13 protein-coding genes are annotated in these 19,568 nt (G+C 70.6%); 8 read left to right on the top strand and 5 right to left on the bottom strand.

The genetic code is table 11. From position 1 onward, the window contains the following. Positions 1-346: 346 nt before the first annotated feature. From WME83_RS00835 to WME83_RS00815, 5 genes are all read right to left on the bottom strand, one after another. Positions 347-1,051, bottom strand: a complete 705-nt coding sequence (locus tag WME83_RS00835) for an HAD family hydrolase (RefSeq protein ID WP_437317354.1) — start codon at positions 1,049-1,051, stop codon at positions 347-349. Continuing rightward, positions 1,017-2,183, bottom strand: a complete 1,167-nt coding sequence (locus WME83_RS00830) for an MFS transporter (RefSeq protein ID WP_437317353.1) — start codon at positions 2,181-2,183, stop codon at positions 1,017-1,019. The genes WME83_RS00835 and WME83_RS00830 overlap by 35 nt, the downstream gene beginning before the upstream one ends. 61 nt (positions 2,184-2,244) lie before the next feature. After that, entirely contained in the window at positions 2,245-3,966 is a 1,722-nt protein-coding gene (locus tag WME83_RS00825) for a carbamoyltransferase family protein (protein ID WP_437322143.1), read from the bottom strand. A 487-nt stretch (positions 3,967-4,453) separates the two neighbouring features. Next, complete coding sequence (locus tag WME83_RS00820) at positions 4,454-8,461, bottom strand: serine/threonine-protein kinase (RefSeq protein WP_437317352.1); 4,008 nt, start codon at positions 8,459-8,461, stop codon at positions 4,454-4,456. A gap of 8 nt (positions 8,462-8,469) precedes the next feature. Further along, on the bottom strand, positions 8,470-9,378 hold the full coding sequence (locus tag WME83_RS00815) for a hypothetical protein (RefSeq protein ID WP_437317351.1): 909 nt from the start codon (positions 9,376-9,378) through the stop codon (positions 8,470-8,472). Positions 9,379-9,636: 258 nt separating this feature from the next. Between WME83_RS00815 and WME83_RS00810 the strand changes: the two genes are divergently transcribed. From WME83_RS00810 to WME83_RS00775, 8 genes are all read left to right on the top strand, one after another. Further along, positions 9,637-11,046: a serine/threonine protein kinase gene (locus WME83_RS00810; RefSeq protein WP_437317350.1), complete on the top strand. Its 1,410-nt coding sequence runs from the start codon at positions 9,637-9,639 to the stop codon at positions 11,044-11,046. Positions 11,047-11,128: 82 nt separating this feature from the next. Continuing rightward, positions 11,129-11,992: a DUF6209 family protein gene (locus WME83_RS00805; RefSeq protein WP_437317349.1), complete on the top strand. Its 864-nt coding sequence runs from the start codon at positions 11,129-11,131 to the stop codon at positions 11,990-11,992. A gap of 232 nt (positions 11,993-12,224) precedes the next feature. After that, positions 12,225-14,345, top strand: a complete 2,121-nt coding sequence (metG, locus tag WME83_RS00800; RefSeq protein WP_437317348.1) for a methionine--tRNA ligase — start codon at positions 12,225-12,227, stop codon at positions 14,343-14,345. 255 nt (positions 14,346-14,600) lie between these two features. Further along, complete coding sequence (locus WME83_RS00795; protein ID WP_437317347.1) at positions 14,601-15,908, top strand: ABC transporter substrate-binding protein; 1,308 nt, start codon at positions 14,601-14,603, stop codon at positions 15,906-15,908. A 73-nt stretch (positions 15,909-15,981) separates the two neighbouring features. Further along, a complete protein-coding gene (locus WME83_RS00790; RefSeq protein ID WP_437317346.1) occupies positions 15,982-16,839 on the top strand; it encodes a branched-chain amino acid ABC transporter permease in 858 nt (285 codons plus the stop codon). Beyond that, positions 16,836-17,873 (top strand): branched-chain amino acid ABC transporter permease, encoded by a 1,038-nt coding sequence (locus WME83_RS00785; RefSeq protein ID WP_437317345.1) that lies wholly within the window; start codon positions 16,836-16,838, stop codon positions 17,871-17,873. The genes WME83_RS00790 and WME83_RS00785 overlap by 4 nt, the downstream gene beginning before the upstream one ends. After that, positions 17,857-18,621: an ABC transporter ATP-binding protein gene (locus WME83_RS00780; protein ID WP_437317344.1), complete on the top strand. Its 765-nt coding sequence runs from the start codon at positions 17,857-17,859 to the stop codon at positions 18,619-18,621. Before WME83_RS00785 ends, WME83_RS00780 begins: the two co-directional genes overlap by 17 nt. Further along, entirely contained in the window at positions 18,614-19,351 is a 738-nt protein-coding gene (locus WME83_RS00775) for an ABC transporter ATP-binding protein (protein ID WP_437317343.1), read from the top strand. The genes WME83_RS00780 and WME83_RS00775 overlap by 8 nt, the downstream gene beginning before the upstream one ends. Positions 19,352-19,568: the final 217 nt, after the last annotated feature.

Below are 19,568 nucleotides of genomic sequence, written 5' to 3'. Positions count from 1 at the left end.
CAGCCTGCCAGCGGACGAGGAGCTGCCGGTGCGCTCACGGGATCTTCATGAGGGGGTGATCGCTGGGCTGATCCATCCGCCGTCAGTCGGAGGGGGAGGCCTTGAGGACGGAGGGCTGGGTGCTGGTATAGCGGTAGGTGCGGCCGCCCCTGCCCTCGCTGAAGCCGTCGGGGTAGAGTTGCTTGGCGCGGCGCACGTGGGAGGCGCGCGCTCCGGCGGCAGCGCCCCCATCACGTCGAGATCGTGAACGGTGATCTCGTCGGGCTCCGGTACATCACCCGCGAGACCTGCGCGATCGAGCCGTGTGAGTCCACGCGACATGCTCGTTGATTCCTTTTCGGGCTCCTCACGATCGCGCGCTTTTCACCACGACCAGGGCAGCAGGCTCGCGTAGTTCGACATAATGACTTGGCACGTCGGCAAACTGCGGTATGAGACCGTGGAAGTCTTGATAGATCGCGCTGGCGCCGTGCCGCAGCAGGGTCGGATCGCCGCCGATGCCGACGCACAGGGCGCCGCTCTGGACCGCCGCCTTGACCCCGCTCTCGGAATCCTCGAACACCAGACATTCTGCGATCGGCACCTCCAGCCGCCTAGCCGCCAGCAAGTAGCTGTCCGGGTGCGGCTTACCGAGCGCCACGTCGTCACGGCTGATCACGGTGGCAAAGGCGCTCCTCAGATCGTGCTGTCGTAATACGTAGCCGATCCGTGCCGGCCAGCTGCTCGTCACCAGCGCGAGCGGCACCCGGGCATGGCGCAAGGCGTCCAGCAGCTCGGCGACGCCCGGCACCAGGGCACAAGGGGCGGTTTCCTCCTCCGCGTCGACACGTTGCTTGATCGCCTGGCGCTCGGCCTCGGAGACCCTGCCAAACAGCGCGTCTAGCGTGTAACTGCCCGGTCGCCCGTGGATGTGCGCCTGTATGCAGGCCTCGGTCAGGGTAATGCCGTAAGCGCGCGCCACGCTGGTCCAAGCGCGTTCGATCACCTGACGAGATTGAAGCAGCACGCCGTCCATATCAAAAAGGACGGCGGAGAACCGCGCGCGCGTCATCCTTTGCTCCTGTTCGTTGGTTGGCCAAATAGGCTGTGACGGTGCCGCCGAGGGCGATCAGCGCCATACATAGATAGGCCCGGCTCGGGCTGACGTCGAACAGCCAGCCGGCGAGCGGGGTTACGATGCCCATTGGCAGCGCCACTGCTAGAGAGTAGTAGAGGCCTTGAATTAGCGTGCGCACGCCCTCGGGAGAGTGGTCGCGAAGATAGCGCATCAGCGCAGCGTGATAAGCGGCAAAGCTGGCGGCGTGAAGCAGCTGACCCGACAGGATTGACACCAGTCCGCCGCCCAGCGCGGCGAGCAGCCAGCGCAGCACGGCGCACAGCCCGGACAACACGATCACTTGCAGCGGGGCGATGCTCCGCATCACCCGCGCCGACAGGGCGAAGTAGCTAATTTCGGCTATCACTGCCACTGCCCAGAACGCGCCGATCAGCGGCGGGGAGTAGCCAGCGGCGCTCCACATATTGGACGCTGTCGAGAAGTACAGGCAGTGACTGAGCTGGATCAGGCCTGCGGCGGCCAAGGTTAGCAGCAGCGGCGCGTTGCGCAGCTGCCGCCAGTCAGGGGCTGGCCGCTTGGCGACCGGACACACCGACCCACTCACGCGGCGTTGTGCGGCTATGCTGAAACAGGTCTGCGCGGTCAGCAGCATGCAGGCCGCCACCAGGCCGGGCACCAGGCCTTGGCCAAAGCGCTCGAGCAAGCTGCCTACACCGATGGACGCCAGCACGAATGCCAGCGAGCCCGCGGCGCGGATAAGGCCGTAGTCGTGAAGCGCCTGCTTGTCGAGCTCCAGCAGATATGATTCACCCAGCGGCAGCACCGCTGTCCACAGTCCCCCGTAAAGGATGGTGAGCAGCAGATATAGGCCGACATGGTGCGGCAGGTAAAATAGCAGCATGCACAGCGTCGCCAGCAGCGCCGCTGCCGCCGCGAGACGCATCTGGCCAAAGCGCCAGTCGGCGAGGTAGGCGAGCAAGAAGCCGACCAGGACCTGGGGCCAGTAGGCGGCGGCGATGAACAGACCGATATCGCTGTTGCGATAACCGAGCGACCTGAGCCACGTCGGCCAGAAAGGATAGAGAATGCCTTCTGCCGCGAAGTAGTACAGGTAGATCCGGTACATCGGGTGGGGTCGATGGCGGGCGGACGGATGTGCGGTGGGATCCGCCCGCGCCGCGGAGGGCCTATTCAAAATACTGCCTGGCGAAGCGGTTGCGGCCTCTCTTCCACACCAGTATCTGCTCGTTTATCACCACGAAGTCAACCATGCCAGCTCGCAGCGCATCAAACGCGTCGCGAGCGCTGCTGATAATCGGCTCCTCATGCTTGTTGAACGAGGTGTTGATCAGCGCCATCTGGGCCGTACGGGCATGCCAGGCGGTGAGCAGCCGGTGCATGAACGGGTCGCTCTGCGGGTACACGATTTGCGGACGGGCGGTGCCGTCGATGTGCACCGCTGCCGGGCAGGCTCGGCTGAACTCAGGGTGACACTCGTAGGTCATCGTCATGAAGTCGGCCGCTACCTGGTCGGGCTTCCAGCCGATATAGCTTTGGGCGGCATGCTCGACGGCGCTGACCGGTGCGAACGGCATGAACTCGGTGCGATGCATCCGAGCGTTCAGCCAGTCGTTCACACTCTTGTCGGCGGCGTGATAGATGATACTCCGGTTGCAGAGCGCGCGCGGCCCGAACTCCATCCGCCCCTTGACCATGCCGAGCACCTGGTCATGGGCCAGCGCCTCGACGAGGCTGGAGATGATGTTGTCGGGCCGGTGATAGCTCAGCTCCGGATAATCGCCCGACAGCAGAGCCAGGGTGGCTCGCGTGTCGCCGGAATCGGGGCCCAGCGCCATCGACGGGGTGGAGAATCGGCTACCGCGCTTGAGGTAGGCAGCGCCGACCGCGGCCGCCAGCGCCAGGCCGCCATCACCCATGCACGGCAGCACGTAGACATTATCAATTCCGCGAATCTCACGCAGGCGCTGATTGATCTTCACATTGCCAAACACTCCGCCAGCGAGGCACAGGTTTTCATCCCCGTCGCGATTGAGGTGATGGCGAACCGTATCGACCAGCAGGTTTTCGGTATGGCGCTGCGCCGCAGCCGCGATGTCCTCCGGCTTTTCCTGGGCCAGCAGCGCTCTGAGCCGGTCGCTATAACCGTCGTAGGATGGCTGGTACAATTCGCCGCAGCGGGCGCGGATCCTGCCGTCTGTGAAGGCGATCATCTGTTGCATCAATGGCAGCAGTTTCTCCGGGTCGCCGTGGGCGGCCAGGCCGGTGATCTTGCCCTCGTGGCGGTTCGGCGTGTAGCCGAGCAGCCGGGTGATTCGGCCATAGAAGTAACCCAGGCTGTCAATGCTGGTTTCACGCTGTAGCACCGTACTGCCGTTTGGGCCGTAGCGGCTGACGGTCAGCGACTGGTAATCGCCACGACCGTCGCAGGTGAGCACGAGCGCCCGCTCGAACGGTGAGCACACAAAGGCGCCCAGAGCATGGCACTCGTGATGGTCGAGGTAGATCGCCTTGTCGCGCAAGCCGCGCTCGGCCAAGAAGGTGTCGAACTCCAGGCGCTTGGCCTTGTCGTTGTGGATCTCGTCGGTGATGCGCCTGCGGACATGCACCAACCCGGCCGGATTCTGGGTGGCCTCTTCGACGATGCGGTCGAAGTACAGCGGCAGGTGCTTATCGGCGTTGAAGCCGGCATTCCAGCCGTATGCAATGTAGTCTACCTGCTCCAGGCGCAGCCCGGCAGCGCCCAGCACATAGGCGATCGAGCGCGCCGGCCAGACCTTGTCATCCTTCCTGCGAGTAAACCGCTCCTCGCTGACCGCAGCGACGATATTGTTATCCCTGACCAGGCAGGCGCCAGCCAGATCGTTATTGCTAATTCCAACCACAATCATATCGATCTCTCCGGGACTCATGAGCCGTTCAATCGCTGCGCTCGCCGTCGAACGCCGGCGGTTTCACCGGCCGTCGGCTTCACCGCTCAAGATCTCCACGCACCGGCTAAATCACCACCGGCGGGCGCCCTGTGCGGTCCACGTTGATCGGCCTACGGATTATCGCGCTCGCTTGGTCGAGCGCCGCATCTGCACCGACTTGTGCAGGTGCCGTGCCACCCTCGCCAACAGGGCGAGGCCGTCTCTCCACGGCCGACGGTGCGATCACCAAAGGCGACCGAGCGCCCTCGGGTCGCGATGGAAGCGGCGTGTCGGCGAGCAAGAATTTGCGTGCGCGCGCAAACTCGTCTCGCGCGTCGCCTGCGGCGAGGGCTGTCTGGTCGGCGCGCGGGCGAATCTGGGCGCGGCTCTCGCAGGAGAGCGCGGCAGAAGAGCGCGGCAGGAGAGCGCGGGACGGTTTTCCTGACGGGATGTCTGGCGCGCGGAGCTAGGCCACTCGCTGCCGCTCGAGCCGCTCCCGCATGACGTTGGGGATCCTCCCCGCCGCCTCGATCGCCCGCTCGAGCGCCGCCTTCGCCTGCTCGTGGAGGCCGCGCCGCGAGCGCGCCCGCGCGCGCGCCTCGATGACCTCGATCTGCTCCTGCCCCACCGAGTGGCGGGCCGACCGCTCCTCGAGCTCGTCCCACGCCTCGTCGCTCGCGTCCCGCGTCGCCAGGTCGATCATCGACCAGAGCACCTCTTCCGCGGGCGCCATCGCCGCGTCCTCGCGCCCCGCCGCCGCGGCCTTCGCCTGCTGCGCCTGGATCCCCTCGATGATCTCCCGCGCCCGGCCCTCCTCGCCGCGGTAAAGGAGCAGCCTCGCCTGGAGGAGGTGCACCACCGCCCGCGCCTCGTCCCCGCGCTGCTGGCGCTCCAGCGCCACGGTCCGCTCCACGTGGGGCGTGGCCGCGTCCAGATCGCCCATCAGGTAAAGGTACTCGCCCAGGTTGAACTCGCTCACGAGCTCCAGCATCCCGAGGCCCAGCTGGCGCGCGATGGTGAGCAGGCGGCACAGGTCCGCGATCATCGCCGCGCTGTCCCCCTGGCAGGCCCTGAGCAGCGCCCGGCCGTTGATCGCCGGCCCGAGGTGCAGCAGATCGCCGCGCTCCTCGCACATGCGGATCGCCCGCTCCAGCGCCGCGCCCGCCTCGTCCAGCTTCCCCAGCCCCGGATAGATGAAGCCGAGGAGGAGCAACGACACCACCAGCGTCTCGTACCCCTCGTCGCCGAGCCCTTCGGCCTGCGCCGCCGCGCGCTCGAACTGCTGCGCCGACTCCTCCTCCCGGCTGTCGCGGTGGAGCGAGCGCGCCACCGCCATCGACAGGCGCGCCGCGAGCGCCGGAGGCAGATCGCCCGGAGCGAGCGCCCCCGCCTCCTCCACCCGCTGCTTCGATCGCCCGTAGTCATCCATCCAGTCGAGCGCCGTGGCCTCGTCGAGCAGGATCTCGATCTGCTCGGTCACGTCGCCCTCCTCGACCGCCATCGCGCGCGCGCGATCGAGATCCCCGAGCGCGTCGTGGTAGCGGCCCAGCCGGTAGCGCATGAGCCCGCGGCCCCGGTACGCCGCCCTCCGCCGCGCCCCGCGCTCCTCGACCGGCTGGGCGAGCGCCCGGCTGTAGTAGAGCTCCGCCTCCACGTAGGCGTGGCGCGCCCGCGCCCGCTCGGCGAGCTCCAGGTAGACCTCCTCCGCGACCGTCGCGAGCCCCGCCTCGGCCGCGTGGTGCGCGATCTTGTGCCGCCGCTGGTCCCGGCCCTCGTGCGCCGCCTCGCGGTGGTGCTCGTACGCGGCCAGGTGGATCCGCCGCCGCTCGGCCTCGGCGACGTCCTGCGCGACGGCCTCCCGCACCATCGCGTGCCGGAAGCGCAGCCGGCCCTTCCGCTCGTCGACCAGCACGCCCGCCCGGAGCAGCCGCTCGGTCCCGACGCGCGCGTCGAGCGGGAACGCCGCGCCGTCGCCGCGGAGATCCAGCTGGCGCAGCACGCCCGCGATCTCGTCGATCGACACCTCGGCGCCCAGCAGCGAGACGAGCCGCGCGTGCGCCCCGAGCGCCGGCCCGAGCGCCTCGATCTCCGCCTGCGCCAGCGGATCGAGCTCGGGCAAGGCAGGCAGGCTGTCGAGCTCGTCGGTCGCCAGGTACCACGCGTCGCCCCGCCGGTGCCGGCGCAGGATCCCCTCGCGCTTGAGCCCGTGCACGAGCTCCACGAGGATCAGCGGCACCCGCTGGGAGCGCTCGAGCAGGCGATCGATCGCCGGCTCCGGCACGTCCCGCGCGGGCAGGAGCAGCCGCCGGCACAGCGCCCGCGCGCTCTCGTCGTCCAGCGGCTCGAGCCGCAGCGCCTCGCGCCGGGCGGCGCGCGCGCCCCAGGAAGGGTTCGCCTCGGCGAACGCCGGGCGCCCCACCGCGCAGATCCACAGCGGCGTGGCCTCGTCCGCGAGCGCCGCGTACTCGAGCGCCGCGAGCGTCGCGTCGCGGGCGTAGTGCGCGTCGTCGAGGACGACGAGCACGGGCGCCGCGGCCGCGCTCCGGCGCAGGCACTCGCCCGCGGCCCGCACGCGCGCCGAGTGCAGCGCGCCGGGCGCGGCCCGGAGCGCCTCGAGCTCCGGGAAGATCTCGACGCCCGTCTGCTCGTCCACCCACCCGAGCGCCATCGCGAGCCCCGAGCAGAGCTCCTCGCCGACCGCGGGGCCGAGCCGCTCGGCGAGCGCCGCGCGGACGCCGCTCTCCGGGGGCTCCTCGGGCACGCCGAGCGCCTCGCGCACGAGCTCGTGCAGCGTCGCGTCCGAGGCGGCGCTCGTCGGCTCGTGCCCCCGGAGATCGATGATGTGGGCGTGCGGCAGGCGCTCCCGGAGCCGCCGGACGAGCTCGGCGAAGAGGCTGCTCTTGCCGTGGCCGGGCCCGCCCGTCAGGGAGACGACCGTGGGCTGCTTCAGGCGGAGCGCCTCCTCGGCGCTCTGCAGGAGCTGCTCGAGGATGTCGCGGCGGCCGACGAACGCGTCGGGCCGCGTCGCCTCCCGCGACTGGTCCTCGATGCCCGGCGGCAGCTCGTCGGCCGGCGGGGCGTGCGGCGCCTCCGGGAGCGCGGCCGACGCCTCGGGCGTGAGGAACGGCCCGGTCGGCCCGGAGGCGGAGGGCCACCGCTCGGCGCGCGAGAAGAGCGGGCTGAGGAGACGCCGCGTCCCGTCCGCGCGCGCCTGGATCGACACCGGCGCGAGATCGATGAGCACCCGCGCGCACACCCCGCGCCGCAGCAGCTCGTCGGCCGCGCGCCGCGCGCGGCGGGCAGGGCTGGCCGCGCCCTCCTGGGCGAAGACGCCCACGTAACGCGCGCCCGAGGCGTGCGCGAGCTCGCCGCCGAGCGCCCGGAGCCTGCGCTGCACGGCGATGCGATCGGACGCGCTCTCGAAGAACAGGAGCCCCATCACGCGGCGCTCGATGCCGGCCACGGAGCGCGGCGCCTCGCGCTCGCCCGCCGTGCGCTCGTCCCGGAGCGCGCGCTCCAGCGCCACGCGGAGCTCGGTCGCGCTCGCGAACCGCTCGCTCCGCTCCTTGGCCAGGCAGCGGTGCACCACCTCCTCGACCGCCCGCGGCACGGCCGCGCTGGCCGACAGGCGCGGCGGCCTGCGGCTCCGGTGGTCCTCCAGCACCGCCGCGCGCGGCCCCCAGAACGGGGGCCGGCCCGCGAAGAGCTCGTAGAGGATGACGCCCATCGCGTAGATGTCGGCGCGCGCGTCGAGATCGGCCCACCCGGCGGACTGCTCCGGCGCCATGTACTCGGCCGTGCCGACGGCCAGGTCCTCGCCCTGCCCGTCGTAGCGCCGCCCCACGACGCGGGCGATGCCGAAGTCGATGAGGGTCGCCTTGCGCTGATCGACGAGGATGTTCTCGGGCTTGAGGTCGCAGTGCACGTAGCCGCGGGCGTGCACGGCCTCGAGGGTCGCGAGCGTCGCGAGCCCGAGCCGGGCGGCCTCCTCGAGCGGCGGCGCGGGGCGCGCCGCGAGCCGGGCGGCGAGCGTGGGCGCGGCGATGTGCTCGATCACCGCGTAGGGCGAGCCGTCGTCCAGCGCCCCCCACGCGTGCACGGCCGGCACGTGGGGGGCGCCGACGGACGAGAGCGCCTCGATTTCAGCCCGGAGGCGCTGGGCCGCGTCGCGCCGGTCCGCGCGCGCCAGCTTGATGGCCACGCGCGGACCGCCCCCCTCGGGCTCGGCCTCGACGACGAGGCCGAAGCCGCCCTGCCCCAGCGTCCTCCGGGTCCAGTAGCCGGGGAAGCGAGGCAAGGAGACGGGGACGACCTCCGTGATGTCCGGCGGGATGCTCGACTGGCCGGGCGGCGGCCGCTCGGACGGCGCGCACTCGGGGCACGCGCCCTGGTTCCGGCGCCCGCACGCCGGACAGCGCCGCGCTTCGTGGGGCGGGCGTTCCGGCTCCTGGCCACGCAGGGCTTCCGAGCGCATTCAGACCCCTACTGCGAGGGGGCAGGCGGCAAGAACGTGGTCATCACGACGTCCGTGCGCACCCACGGCGAGACCGAAGGATTCAAGAGACACCCCCTGTAGAAGCCGCTCGTGTAGTCCGTCCCGTTGCACACCGTATCGCAGGATCCCACGATCTGCATGGAACCACACTGCTGAACGGTTGTGGCCCCGGTCACCGGGTCGACGTTGATGTGACCTGCCGCACATTCACGTTGCAGCTGGCGCGCGCGCGCGACGCCTGCTGGTGAGTAGCAGGCCCGCAGGAAGGGCGGCTCCGCCGTGGAGAGCACGTTGCCCCAGAACGCGCCCTCCCTCACCGGAAAGGCCGCGCGCTCCTCCGGCGTCGAGTTCATCTCGTTGTTGCGCAGGGAGATCCTCACCGAGACACCGTACCAGTTCATCCGCGCGGCGAGGCAGGCCGTGATCTGGCCCTGAACATAGGTGTTGTTGGAGTTGGCGGTGCCGAGGGGGGTGGTCGTCCACCAGGACGCGTACCCGAGCTCGCCGCGGTAGACCTCCGGGTGGACGACCCCGTTGGCGTCGGTCCATGAGAACGAGAACGTCTGGTCGGGGCGCAGCGCACAGCTGACGACGTAGCGCAGGAGCTCCCTCGACAGGGCGCCGCCCGCCCCCGGATTCTTGATGGCTGACAGCGCGTTCGGGCTCAGCGCGTTCGGGCTCAGCGCGTTCGGGCTCAGCGCGTTCGGGCTCAGCGCGTTCGGGCTCAGCGCGTTCGGGCTCAGCGCGTTCGGAAGATAGCCGTTGTCCGCCTCGAGCGCGCTCTCGGCCTCATCGAGCAGCGCGTCCGATTCAGCATCGAGCTCGGCGCCGATGCAGGCGGTGGTGACCAGAGGTACGACGAGGAGTGCTGCGAGACGCGTACAGTAAAGTTCCATGACGGTCTCTCCCTTTCATCGCTGAGTTTTCGAAACGAGGTCGAGCTATGGGAAAGTTTAAGTTACCATTTGGAAACGCTCCTGTATATGCCTTGATAAAACTTCATAAAAAACTCTCACCCGATCAAAAAACTATCGCTCAGCTGAACGCGCGCCACTCACACGATTCACTCGGCGCGCGCGGCGTACGCGGCGTACGCGGCGTACGCAACACGCGCGCAGGTGGTGCGACGGGAACACACCAGGCGAAGAGGCGACATGACCGACGAAGACGACGAGACCAGGACCTTGCTGTATGCTGAAAGGCTTATCGCCCACAGCGAGCTCCCGCCGGGCACGATGGCCGGCGAGTACGTCCTCGAGGAGTTCATCGCCAAGGGCGGCTGCGGCGCCGTGTTCTCGGCGCGGCACCTCCACACGGGGAAGCGCGCCGCTGTCAAGGTGCTGAACGAGGCGGTGGTCCACTCCACCCGCGTGCTCGATCGGTTCGCGCGGGAGATCGAGGCCCTGCGCAGGATCTCCCACCCGAACATCGTCGAGATCTACGAGGTCGGCGAGATCGACGATCACCGGCCCTTCTACGCGATGGAGCACCTCGAGGGCCAGACGCTCGACGCGCTCATCAAGGCCGAGAGGCGGCTCGGGCTCCGCGACGTGCTGGAGCTGATGGAGCCGGTATGCGCGGCGCTCGGGGCGGCGCACGCTGCAGGGATCATCCACCGGGATGTCAAGGCGAGCAACATCTTCATCTGCTCGGGCCAGCCGCGCACCGTGAAGCTGCTCGACTTCGGCATCGCCAAGATGATGGCCCCCGAGGAGAGCTCGACCTGGCTCACCACCGCCGGACGTATGCCCGGGACGCCATCGATCATGGCGCCTGAGCAGATCCTGGGCGGTCCCATCGATGCGCGGGTCGATATCTACGCGCTCGGGGTGCTGCTCCATCGCATGCTGGTGGGCCGATTACCATTCCACACAACCGACACGGACGAGATGGTGCGGAAGCACCTGGAGGAGACGCCGCTGCCCCCGAGCGTGCGGGTCCCGCTGCCTCCCGAGCTCGACGCGGTGGTGCTGCGGTGCATGGAGAAGATGCGTGAGCGGCGCTACAGCTCGGTCGAAGAGCTCATGAGCGCGCTCCGGGACGCCATCGGCGGGCCGGCGTCGGTCTCGCCGGGCGGCCCTGATCCGACGCACCCGGCGGTGGCGGTTTACCTGGAGGTGCGGACGCGCGGCGGCGCGGACGAGCTCGACGAGGCGCTGGCCATCGATATCGGGCAGGTGCTCGACCTCGCGGAGGCGCGGCTCTCGCGCGCGGGCTTCATCCTGGCGTCGCTCACCAGCAACGAGGTGCTCGGGGTGCGCCTCCTCCCGGCCACCGCGGCCGAGGAGCGGCGGGCGCGGCGGATGGCGCTCGACGCCGCCGCGTCGCTCCACGAGGCGCTGGCGCAGCGCCCGGACGCGGACCCGCGCGTGCACGTCAACGTGTGCGTCCACGCGGACGAGGTGCAGGCGCGCCCCGGACCGCCGCCCGAGATCACGGGGGGCGCGCTGATGAACGCTGGTCAGTGGGCGCCGACGGACGAGGTGCACGGCGTGTTCGCGACGCCGAGCGCGACCGCGGGCATGACGAGCAACGACCCGACGGAGCCCACGCCCATACGATGACCGCGCGATGACCGCGCGATGACGGCGTCGCGCTTGCGTCCGCGCCCCGGTCCTCGGTACCTCTCCATCCGAGGAGGATCCCATGGCAAAGGCCGCTGTTCTCCAGTTCTTCCCCGACTGGATCCACGCGCAGCAGGGCGAGATCGAGCGCCGAGGAGCGCTCAGGATCGAATACGACATGAGCCGCCTATCGCGCTGCTTCACGACCTGGCGCGGCGCCAAGATCGGCGACATCGTCGCCTACGTCCGCTTCCACCCCCGCGGCGAGATCGTGCAGGGGAGCGTCGTCGAGGAGGTGCGGGCCGAGGGCAGGCCGCCCGGGCCCGTGGTCGCGCACCGGGCCGCGCCGCTGGAGCTCGCCGTGCCCGACGACGCCACGCGGGTGGAGATGTGGTTTCACCATTTCTCTCAGACCAGCCGTCGCTGCGACGCGTGGGACAGCCGCTTCGGGGAGAACTACTGGTTCGACGTCGGCGGCCCGCCGCCGCGGAGCCCGGCGCAGCCGGTCGTCTACCGCGCGGGGGCGCAGGCGCGGGCCGACATCACGAACGTGCAGACCGCCCAGGTCTCGAAGCTCAACGCGTTCCCGAGGCCCGCCGACGGGCCGAGCGTCGGGAAGGACATCCAGACGCACCTCAACCTCGTCGCGTGGGTCAGCCACACGGCGTGGGGCGCCAACGCGTGGATCGATGTCCACGTGTTCGACGGCGGCGACGCGCTCATCCACGCCGAGACGCTCCCGCTGGCCTATGCCGGGTTCGGCCCGGTCCAGCAGTATATCTTCACCGGCAAGATCTTCCAGGGATCCACGGCGACGCCAGGGTCGGTGTCGCCGCGGCCGGACGCGCGCAAGGTGCAGTTTCGCTCGTACTATGAGCTCGACGGCCAGGTGTTCACCGACGGCATCCTGCACCAGGCGGAGCTCCCTGAAGACGCGCTGATCTGAGACGCGCCCCGCGCGCGCGCAGGGAGCGCGGCGCGCCGCGGCGCAGGCCGCCGACGGGCCCCCCGCGCCTCGAAGAGGGGCCCGCTGGCTCCTCGAACGCGCCCGGGCGCGGAGGCCGCCGGGCGCGCCGCTCCCTCGAGGGCCGGCGCGCCCCAGACGTCCGCGCGCCACGCGCCGCGCGCCGCTCGCCGCCTCGCCGCGGGAGAGCGCCCCATGGTAAGAGAGCGCTCCCATGGCGAGCCGCTTCTACGTCACGACGCCCATCTATTACATCAACGACGTCCCGCACCTCGGCACCGCCTACACGACGATCGCCGCGGACGTGCTGTGCCGTTATCACCGGGTGCGCGGCCACGAGAGCCGCATGCTCACCGGCACGGACGAGCACGGCCTCAAGATCCAGCGCGCCGCCGAGGCGCGCGGCCTCGCGCCGGGCGTCCACGCCGACGAGATCTCCGCGGCCTTCCGCGCCACGTGGCCGAAGCTCGGCTGCGCTCCGGACGACTTCATCCGCACGAGCGAGCCTCGCCACAAGAAGGCCGTGCAGGAGCTGTGGCGCCGCATCCAGGCGCGCGGGGACATCTACCTCGGCCACTACGAGGGGCTCTACTGCGTCGGGTGCGAGGCGTATTATACCGAGAAGGACCTGAAGCAGCCCGGCAACGTCTGCCCGCTGCACCACCGGCCCGCCGAGAGCGTCAAGGAAGAGAGCTACTTCTTCCGCCTCTCCAAGTATGGAGACGCGCTGCTCGACTACTACCGGCGCAACCCCACCTTCGTGCAGCCGGCGAGCCGCCTGAACGAGGTGACGAGCTTCGTGCGCGAGGGGCTCCAGGATCTGTCGGTCTCCCGCACCACGTTCCAGTGGGGCATCCCCGTCCCCGGCGACCCGAAGCACGTCATGTACGTCTGGTTCGACGCGCTGGCGAACTACCTCACCGCGCTCAAGGAGCCGGAGGACAACACGCGCTTCTGGCCGGCCGACGTGCACCTCATGGGCAAGGACATCCTCCGCTTCCACGCCGTCTACTGGCCCGCGTTCCTGCTCTCGGCCGGCTACGGCGAGGCCGAGCTGCCGCGCCAGGTGCTCGCCCACGGGTTCCTCACCTACAGCGGCCAGAAGATGTCGAAGACGCTGCGCAACACCATCAGCCCCGTCGAGGTGGCGGAGGCCCTCTCCGAGGCGGCGGCGGCGGCCCACCCCGGCGGCGCGGGCGCCGCGGCCGGCGCGCCGCCCGTCGGGGTGGACGTGGTGCGCTATTGCCTCATGCGCGCGATCTCGTTCGGTCAGGACGGCGATTTCAGCATCCAGGACCTCCTGGCCCGGTACGGCTCGGAGCTCGGCAACGCGCTCGGCAACCTGCTGAACCGGGTGCTCCCGTTCGCCGACGAGGTCCCCGAGAAGGGGGAGCTCGGCCCGCTCGAGGAGGAGCTCGCCAGCGCGCACCGGCAGGCCTCGGCGGCGGCGGCGGCGGCGTTCGACGGGCACCAGCCGACGCGCGCGCTCGACGCGATCTGGACGGCGGTCGCGGCGGCGAACCTCTACGTCGACAAGGCCGCTCCGTGGGTGGCCAAGAAGACCGATCCGAGGCGCCTCGGGACGATCGTCGCGACGCTGATCGAGCAGCTCGGGGCGATCAGCGTGATGATCTCGCCCGTGATGCCCGTCGTGGCGAGCAGGATGCGCGAGCAGCTCGGGCTGCCGCCCATCACGCCCGAGCCGGGCAACGACCAGTGGCCGGAGCTCCCCGCTGCCCGAGCGCCCGGCGAGAAGCTCCGCAAGGGCTCACCGATCTTCCCGCGCCTCGAGAAGGAGAAAGAGGCCGAGCTGCTCGCCCGGTTCGCCCCGCCGCCGGCGGACGCCGAGGCGACCAAGGCCGCGCCGGCGGCCAAGGCCGCGCCGGAGGCCAAGGCCGCGCCCGAGGCCAAGGCCGCGCCCGAGGCCAAGGCCGCGCCGGAGGCCAAGGCCGCGCCCGAGGCGAACGGCGGCGCCGGGGCGGCCGCCCAGCCGGCGCGCCAGGGCAAGGGCCCCGTGCCCTTCGACGACTTCGCCCGGCTGGATCTCCGGATCGGCGTGGTCACGAGCGCCGAGCGCGTGAAGAAGAAGGACCGATTGCTCGATCTGCGGGTCGATACCGGCGACGGCGTTCCCCGGCGCATCATCTCGGGCATCGCCGCGAGCTACGCCCCGGAAGAGCTGGTCGGCACGCGGGTCGTCGTCCTCTGCAACCTGCCGCCGCGCGACTTCGGCAAAGGGCTCGTGTCCGAGGGCATGCTGCTCACCGCCGAGGTCGAGGGGCGAGTCCGCACCATCACGGTCGAGGACGCGGCGCCGGGCACGCCGGTGCTCTGAAGCCACGATCCGATTTGTAACATTTATCGCATTACCGGCACACGGCAAACCTCCCGGCGCCACCGCCGCGGCGTTCCGACCAGCCCGCACCCGTCCGTTCCAAACAGATACCCCCGGCGCGCTGTGCCGTGTTATGGGTCTTTTCCGATGGTTCCCAGTCGGCTCGTCGAGATCGGCTCGCCGGGATCACCGTTGGGGAGGGAGACGGAGGGTTCGATGCGCTTCCTTGGCAGCCTGACGAGGTCTCGTGGGCGGATGTCGACGGCGGCGGCCCTGCTCGCCTGCACAGGGCTCCTGTGGGGCTGCGACGACGGGAGTCCGCAGAAGAACGATGTCGCGCCGCCGGCCGAGCAGGCCAAGAACGGCCAGGCCAAGGCCGATCCGGCGAAGACCGACACCATCAAGATCGGCGTGATCGCCACGATGACGGGCCCGCTGGCCTCGCTCGGCGAGGAGGCGATGCGGGGGGTCGACCTGGCGTTCGACGAGCTCGGCGGCGCGATCCCCGGCAAGAAGATCGTCCTCGTGAAGGAGAGCTCGGACGCGACCCCGAACGTCGCGCGGGACGCCGCCCGCAAGCTCATCGAGCAGGAGAAGGTCGACTTCATCGTGGGCCCGCTGTCGGGGGACGAGGGGCTCGCCGTCCGCGATCTCGCGAAGAGCCACCCGGAGCGGGTGTTCGTCAACGGCAGCGCCGCGGCGCAGGACATCACGCTCCGCGACCAGGCGCCGAACTTCTATCGGTTCTCGCCGGACGGCGCGCAGTGGATGACCGGCGTCGGGAGCTACGCCTTCAAGGAGAAGGGCTACAAGCGGGTCGCGACCCTCGCCGAGGATTACTCGTACCCGTACACCCTGGTCGGCGGGTTCATGGCCGAGTTCTGCCACGTGGGCGGGCGCGTGCCGAAGAAGCTGTGGGTGCCGCTCGGGACCAAGGACTATAGCTCCGTGATCTCGTCGCTGCCGAAGGACATCGACGCCATCTACGTGGCGCTCGGCGGCGCCGACGCCCTGACGTTCCTCAAGCAATACAAGCAGTTCGGCGGGAAGGCGCCCCTCATCGGCGGCTCGAGCACGGTCGACCAGATGGTCCTCGATTCGAAGGGGGATATCGCCGAGCACCTCGTCGGGACCATCTCCGGGGTGCCGATCGCGGACGACAACCCGAGCGAGGCGTGGCAGGCGTTCGTCAAGGCGTACCGGGCCAAGTTCCCCGACGCCTACAAGTTCCCCTCGGGCACCCTCCACTCGTATTACACGAACATGAAGGCGGCCCTGCTCGCCCTGAAGCAGGCCGGCGGCGACCTCTCGAACGGCCAGCAGAAGCTCAAGGACGCCCTGGCCAAGCTCGAGTTCGAGGCGCCGAGCGGCAAGGTGAAGCTCGACAAGAACCGCAACGCCGTCGCCGACTCGTACCTGACCGTGGTCGAGAAGAAGGAGGACGGGACGCTGTTCAAGCGCCTGCTCAAGGTCGTCCCCGAGGTGAACCAGACCATGAAGCTGCCCGAGGACGAGTTCCTCAAGCTGGGCTCGTTCAACCGCGACAATCCCAGCTGCCCGTGACGCGGGAGCCGCCCCGCCGCGCGGTGGGGCGCCGAAGCGCGCCGCGGCGGCGGGCGGACCGGACGCCAGGGAGATGACCCAGCTCATCCTCGTCACGCTGAACGGGCTGACCCGCGGCGCGCTCATTTTCCTCGTCGCGAGCGGGTTCACGCTCGTCTTCGGCGTGATGCGGCTCGTCAACCTCGCCCACGGCGCGCTCTGCCTGATCGGCGCTTACGCCGCCTACGCGATCCGCGAGGCGACCGGGAGCTGGGTGCTCGCGATGCTCCTCGCGCCGCTCGTCACCGTCGTCGCGGGGCTCGCCCTCGAGCGGACGCTCCTCCGGCCGACGAAGGGCTCGGACATGCGCCAGGCGCTCGTGACGATCGGCGCCGGGATCGTCATCGCCGACCAGCTCCTCGCGCAGTACGGCGGCCACACCGTCGACGTGACCCCGCCGCCCGCGATCGACGGCAGCACGAGCCTCGCCGGCGTCGTCTACCCGACCCTCCGGCTCGCCACGATGGGCGCCGCGGTCGTCGTCGGGGTGGTGCTCTGGCTCGTGCTCCAGCGGACGCGGCTCGGGCGCCTCGTCCGCGCGGGGATCGACGACCGGGACATGGTCGCCGCGCTCGGCATCGACGTCGACGCCGTCCTCCTGGTCGTCTTCGCGCTCGGGGCCTTCCTGGCGGGGCTCGCGGGCGCGATCGGCGGCACCAACCTCTCGATCTCCCCCGGCGACGACGGGAGCTACCTCCTGTCCTCGCTCGTCGTCGTCATCGTCGGGGGGCTCGGCAGCATCGGCGGCGCGGCGCTGGGCGCGCTCCTCGTGGGGCTCATCGAGCAGGTCGGCCTCGCGTACTTCCCGACGTACTCGGTGATCGTCACGTACCTCTTGATGATCGCCGTCCTCGCCTTCCGCCCCCAGGGGCTCCTCGGGAGGGCCAGGTGACGGCCGAGGAGCCGACGGCCGAGGAGCCCCGGAGCGCCGCCGGCCCGAGCGGCCCCGCGGCGCTCGCGATCCTCGCGCTGCTCGCGGCGTGCCCGCTGCTGCTGCCCGACTTCTTCGTGGTGCAGATCGGGGCGCAGTCGCTGTTCCTCGGGACCGTCGCGCTCAGCGTGGTGTTCCTGTCGAGGTTCGCCGGGATGTTCTCCCTGGCGCAGGTCGCGATCTACGGGGTGAGCGGCTACACGGTCGCGATCCTCACCGCGACGCACCGATTGCCGTGGTACGCCGGGGTGATCGCGGCGCTCGCGATCGCGAGCGCGGTGGCGTTCGTGTTCGGGCTCGTCGCCTGCCGGACGCAGGGCATCTATTTCTTCATGATCACGCTCGCCCAGGCGATGCTGCTCTACCGGTTCGTCGACCAGGATCACGCCCTCGCCAACGGCCACACGGGCATCAACGGCGTGCGGGCGCCGTCGTTCGGCGCGATCTCGCTGTCGAGCCCGGGCGCGTTCTATGGCGTGAGCCTCGCCGCGGCCGCGGCGATGTACTGGCTCGTTCGCCGCGTCGTCCGGACGCCGTTCGGCCTGACGCTCCAGGGGATCCGCGACAACCCGCGCCGGATGCGGACGCTCGGCTTCAACGTCGCCGCGTACCGGGTGGCCGCGTTCACCCTGGCCGGCTTCGTCGCGGCGGTCGGGGGCGTGCTCGGGGTCTGGTACAACGGCTCGATCTCTCCCGGGTCGATCGACATGTCCCGGACCGAGGCCATGGTGGTGATCGCCGTCGCCGGCGGCCTCGCGCACCTGGAGGGCGCGTTCCTCGGAGCGCTCCTGTTCACGCTGGTCAATAACTTCGCCAGCTCGTACACCGACCGCTTCAACACGCTCATCGGGCTGATCTTCCTCGGGGTCACCCTGTTCCTCCCCGAGGGGCTGGCGGGCGTCGTGCGCCGGGCCGCGCGCCCGCTCGGGCGGCGCCTTCGCCCCCTCGGGGACCGACTTCTCCAGCGCGGGGGCCGCCGTGATCGCGGGCCGTGAGCGCGCGCCGGCGCTGGAGGTCGCGGGGCTCGGGCGTCGCTTCGGGGGGTTCCACGCGCTGCGGGGCGTCTCGCTCCGCGTCGAGCGCGGCGAGCGCCGCGCGATCCTGGGGCCCAACGGGGCCGGGAAGACGACGCTGTTCAACCTCCTCTCCGGGGAGCTCGAGCCCACCGAGGGCGCGATCCTGCTGTTCGGCGAGGACGTCACGCGGCTCTCCCCGCACGCGCGGGCGCGCCGGGGGCTCGGCCGGACGTACCAGACGGCCCACCTCTTCGCCGAGCTGACCGTGCGCGAGCACCTCTTCCTGGCCGCGCGCGGGAGCGGCCAGCGCCGGGCGAGCCTCTTCGCGGCGCTGGCCGAGCGGCCCGACTGGGCGCGCGCCGACGCGATGGCGGAGCGGGTCGGGCTGAGCGCGGAGCGCGGCACGCCCGCGGCGGCGCTCTCGCACGGGCAGCAGCGGCAGCTCGAGATCGGGATGGCGCTCGCCGGCGGGCCGCGGCAGCTGCTCCTCGACGAGCCGGCCGCCGGCCTCTCGCCAGGGGAGCGGGGCCGGCTCCTGGAGCTGCTGTCGGAGCTCGAGCCGGACATGACGGTCCTGCTCATCGAGCACGACATGGATATCGCGCTCGAGTTCGCGAGCGTGGTGACGATCCTGCACCAGGGGCAGACGGTCGTGACGGGGAGCCCGGAGGAGATCCAGGCGAGCGAGGAGGTGCACGCGCTCTACCTCGGAGCGGTCCATGGGTGACGCGCTCCTCTCGATCTCGGGGCTGCACGCGTATCACGGGCAGGCGCACGTGCTCATGGGGGTGGATCTCGAGATCGGCCGGGAGCCGCTTTCGCTCGTGGGCCGCAACGGGATGGGGAAGACGACGCTCTGCAATACGCTGATGGGGCTCGTCCCGCGCGCGGAGGGGCAGGTGCGGTTCGACGGGGTGGAGATCCTCGGGGAGAGGCCTGACCGGATCGCGCGCCTCGGGATCGGGTATGTCCCGCAGGGGCGGCGGATCTTCCCGTCGCTCACGGTGGAGGAGCACCTCCAGATGATGGCGGAGCGCGGCGGCACGCCGGGCGCGGGCTGGACGCGCGAGCGCGTCCACGCGCTGTTTCCGCGGCTCCTCGACCGTCGGCGCGTCCTCGCCGGCGCGCTCTCCGGGGGAGAGCAGCAGGCGCTCGCCATCGCGCGGGCGCTGATGATCGGGCCGCGCTTCCTTATTCTGGACGAGATCTCGGAGGGGCTGGCGCCGCTCGTGGTGGAGCAGCTCGTCGAGGCGCTGCGATCGCTGTCGCAGGAGGGCATCGGGATGCTCGTGGTGGAGCAGCGGCTCGCCGTGGCGGCGGCGCTCTCGCGCCGGCTCGCGGTCATGGTCGGCGGGCGGATCGCGCTCGAGACGACGTCTGCCGCGATGATGGCGAGCGCGGAGGATCAGCAGCGGTACCTCGGGGTGAAGGGCCGTCGAGGGCAGAGGGCGCGGTGAGGGGCTGAAGGCTGGGCGCGCGACTTCGTAAGAGGCTTTACATATCCAGCCGATGACATCGCCACCGGCGAATGCCGGTCCCTGCAGTCGCCGGCAGCCTCCGGCGTGGCCACCGCCGCAATCGTGCTTTTCGCGACGGCGGGCGGGGGACACCCGGGGAGTCCGGTCCGCGCGCCGGGGGACATGCTAGCCTCGATCGATGCGTAGTCGCCTTGCA

Source organism: Sorangium sp. So ce385, assembly GCF_051474135.1.
GTDB lineage: Bacteria > Myxococcota_A > Polyangia > Polyangiales > Polyangiaceae > Sorangium > Sorangium cellulosum_D.
This window is presented reverse-complemented; position numbering and strand designations above follow the sequence as displayed.

What these genes read in the sequence shown, in the direction of transcription:
- WME83_RS00835 (WP_437317354.1), bottom strand. Translation starts at nt 1,051, where the DNA reads ATGACGCGCGCGCGGTTCTCCGCCGTCCTTTTTGATATGGACGGCGTG.
- WME83_RS00830 (WP_437317353.1), bottom strand. Translation starts at nt 2,183, where the DNA reads ATGTACCGGATCTACCTGTACTACTTCGCGGCAGAAGGCATTCTCTAT.
- WME83_RS00825 (WP_437322143.1), bottom strand. Translation starts at nt 3,966, where the DNA reads ATGATTGTGGTTGGAATTAGCAATAACGATCTGGCTGGCGCCTGCCTG.
- WME83_RS00820 (WP_437317352.1), bottom strand. Translation starts at nt 8,461, where the DNA reads ATGCGCTCGGAAGCCCTGCGTGGCCAGGAGCCGGAACGCCCGCCCCAC.
- WME83_RS00815 (WP_437317351.1), bottom strand. Translation starts at nt 9,378, where the DNA reads ATGGAACTTTACTGTACGCGTCTCGCAGCACTCCTCGTCGTACCTCTG.
- WME83_RS00810 (WP_437317350.1), top strand. Translation starts at nt 9,637, where the DNA reads ATGACCGACGAAGACGACGAGACCAGGACCTTGCTGTATGCTGAAAGG.
- WME83_RS00805 (WP_437317349.1), top strand. Translation starts at nt 11,129, where the DNA reads ATGGCAAAGGCCGCTGTTCTCCAGTTCTTCCCCGACTGGATCCACGCG.
- metG (WP_437317348.1), top strand. Translation starts at nt 12,225, where the DNA reads ATGGCGAGCCGCTTCTACGTCACGACGCCCATCTATTACATCAACGAC.
- WME83_RS00795 (WP_437317347.1), top strand. Translation starts at nt 14,601, where the DNA reads ATGTCGACGGCGGCGGCCCTGCTCGCCTGCACAGGGCTCCTGTGGGGC.
- WME83_RS00790 (WP_437317346.1), top strand. Translation starts at nt 15,982, where the DNA reads ATGACCCAGCTCATCCTCGTCACGCTGAACGGGCTGACCCGCGGCGCG.
- WME83_RS00775 (WP_437317343.1), top strand. Translation starts at nt 18,614, where the DNA reads ATGGGTGACGCGCTCCTCTCGATCTCGGGGCTGCACGCGTATCACGGG.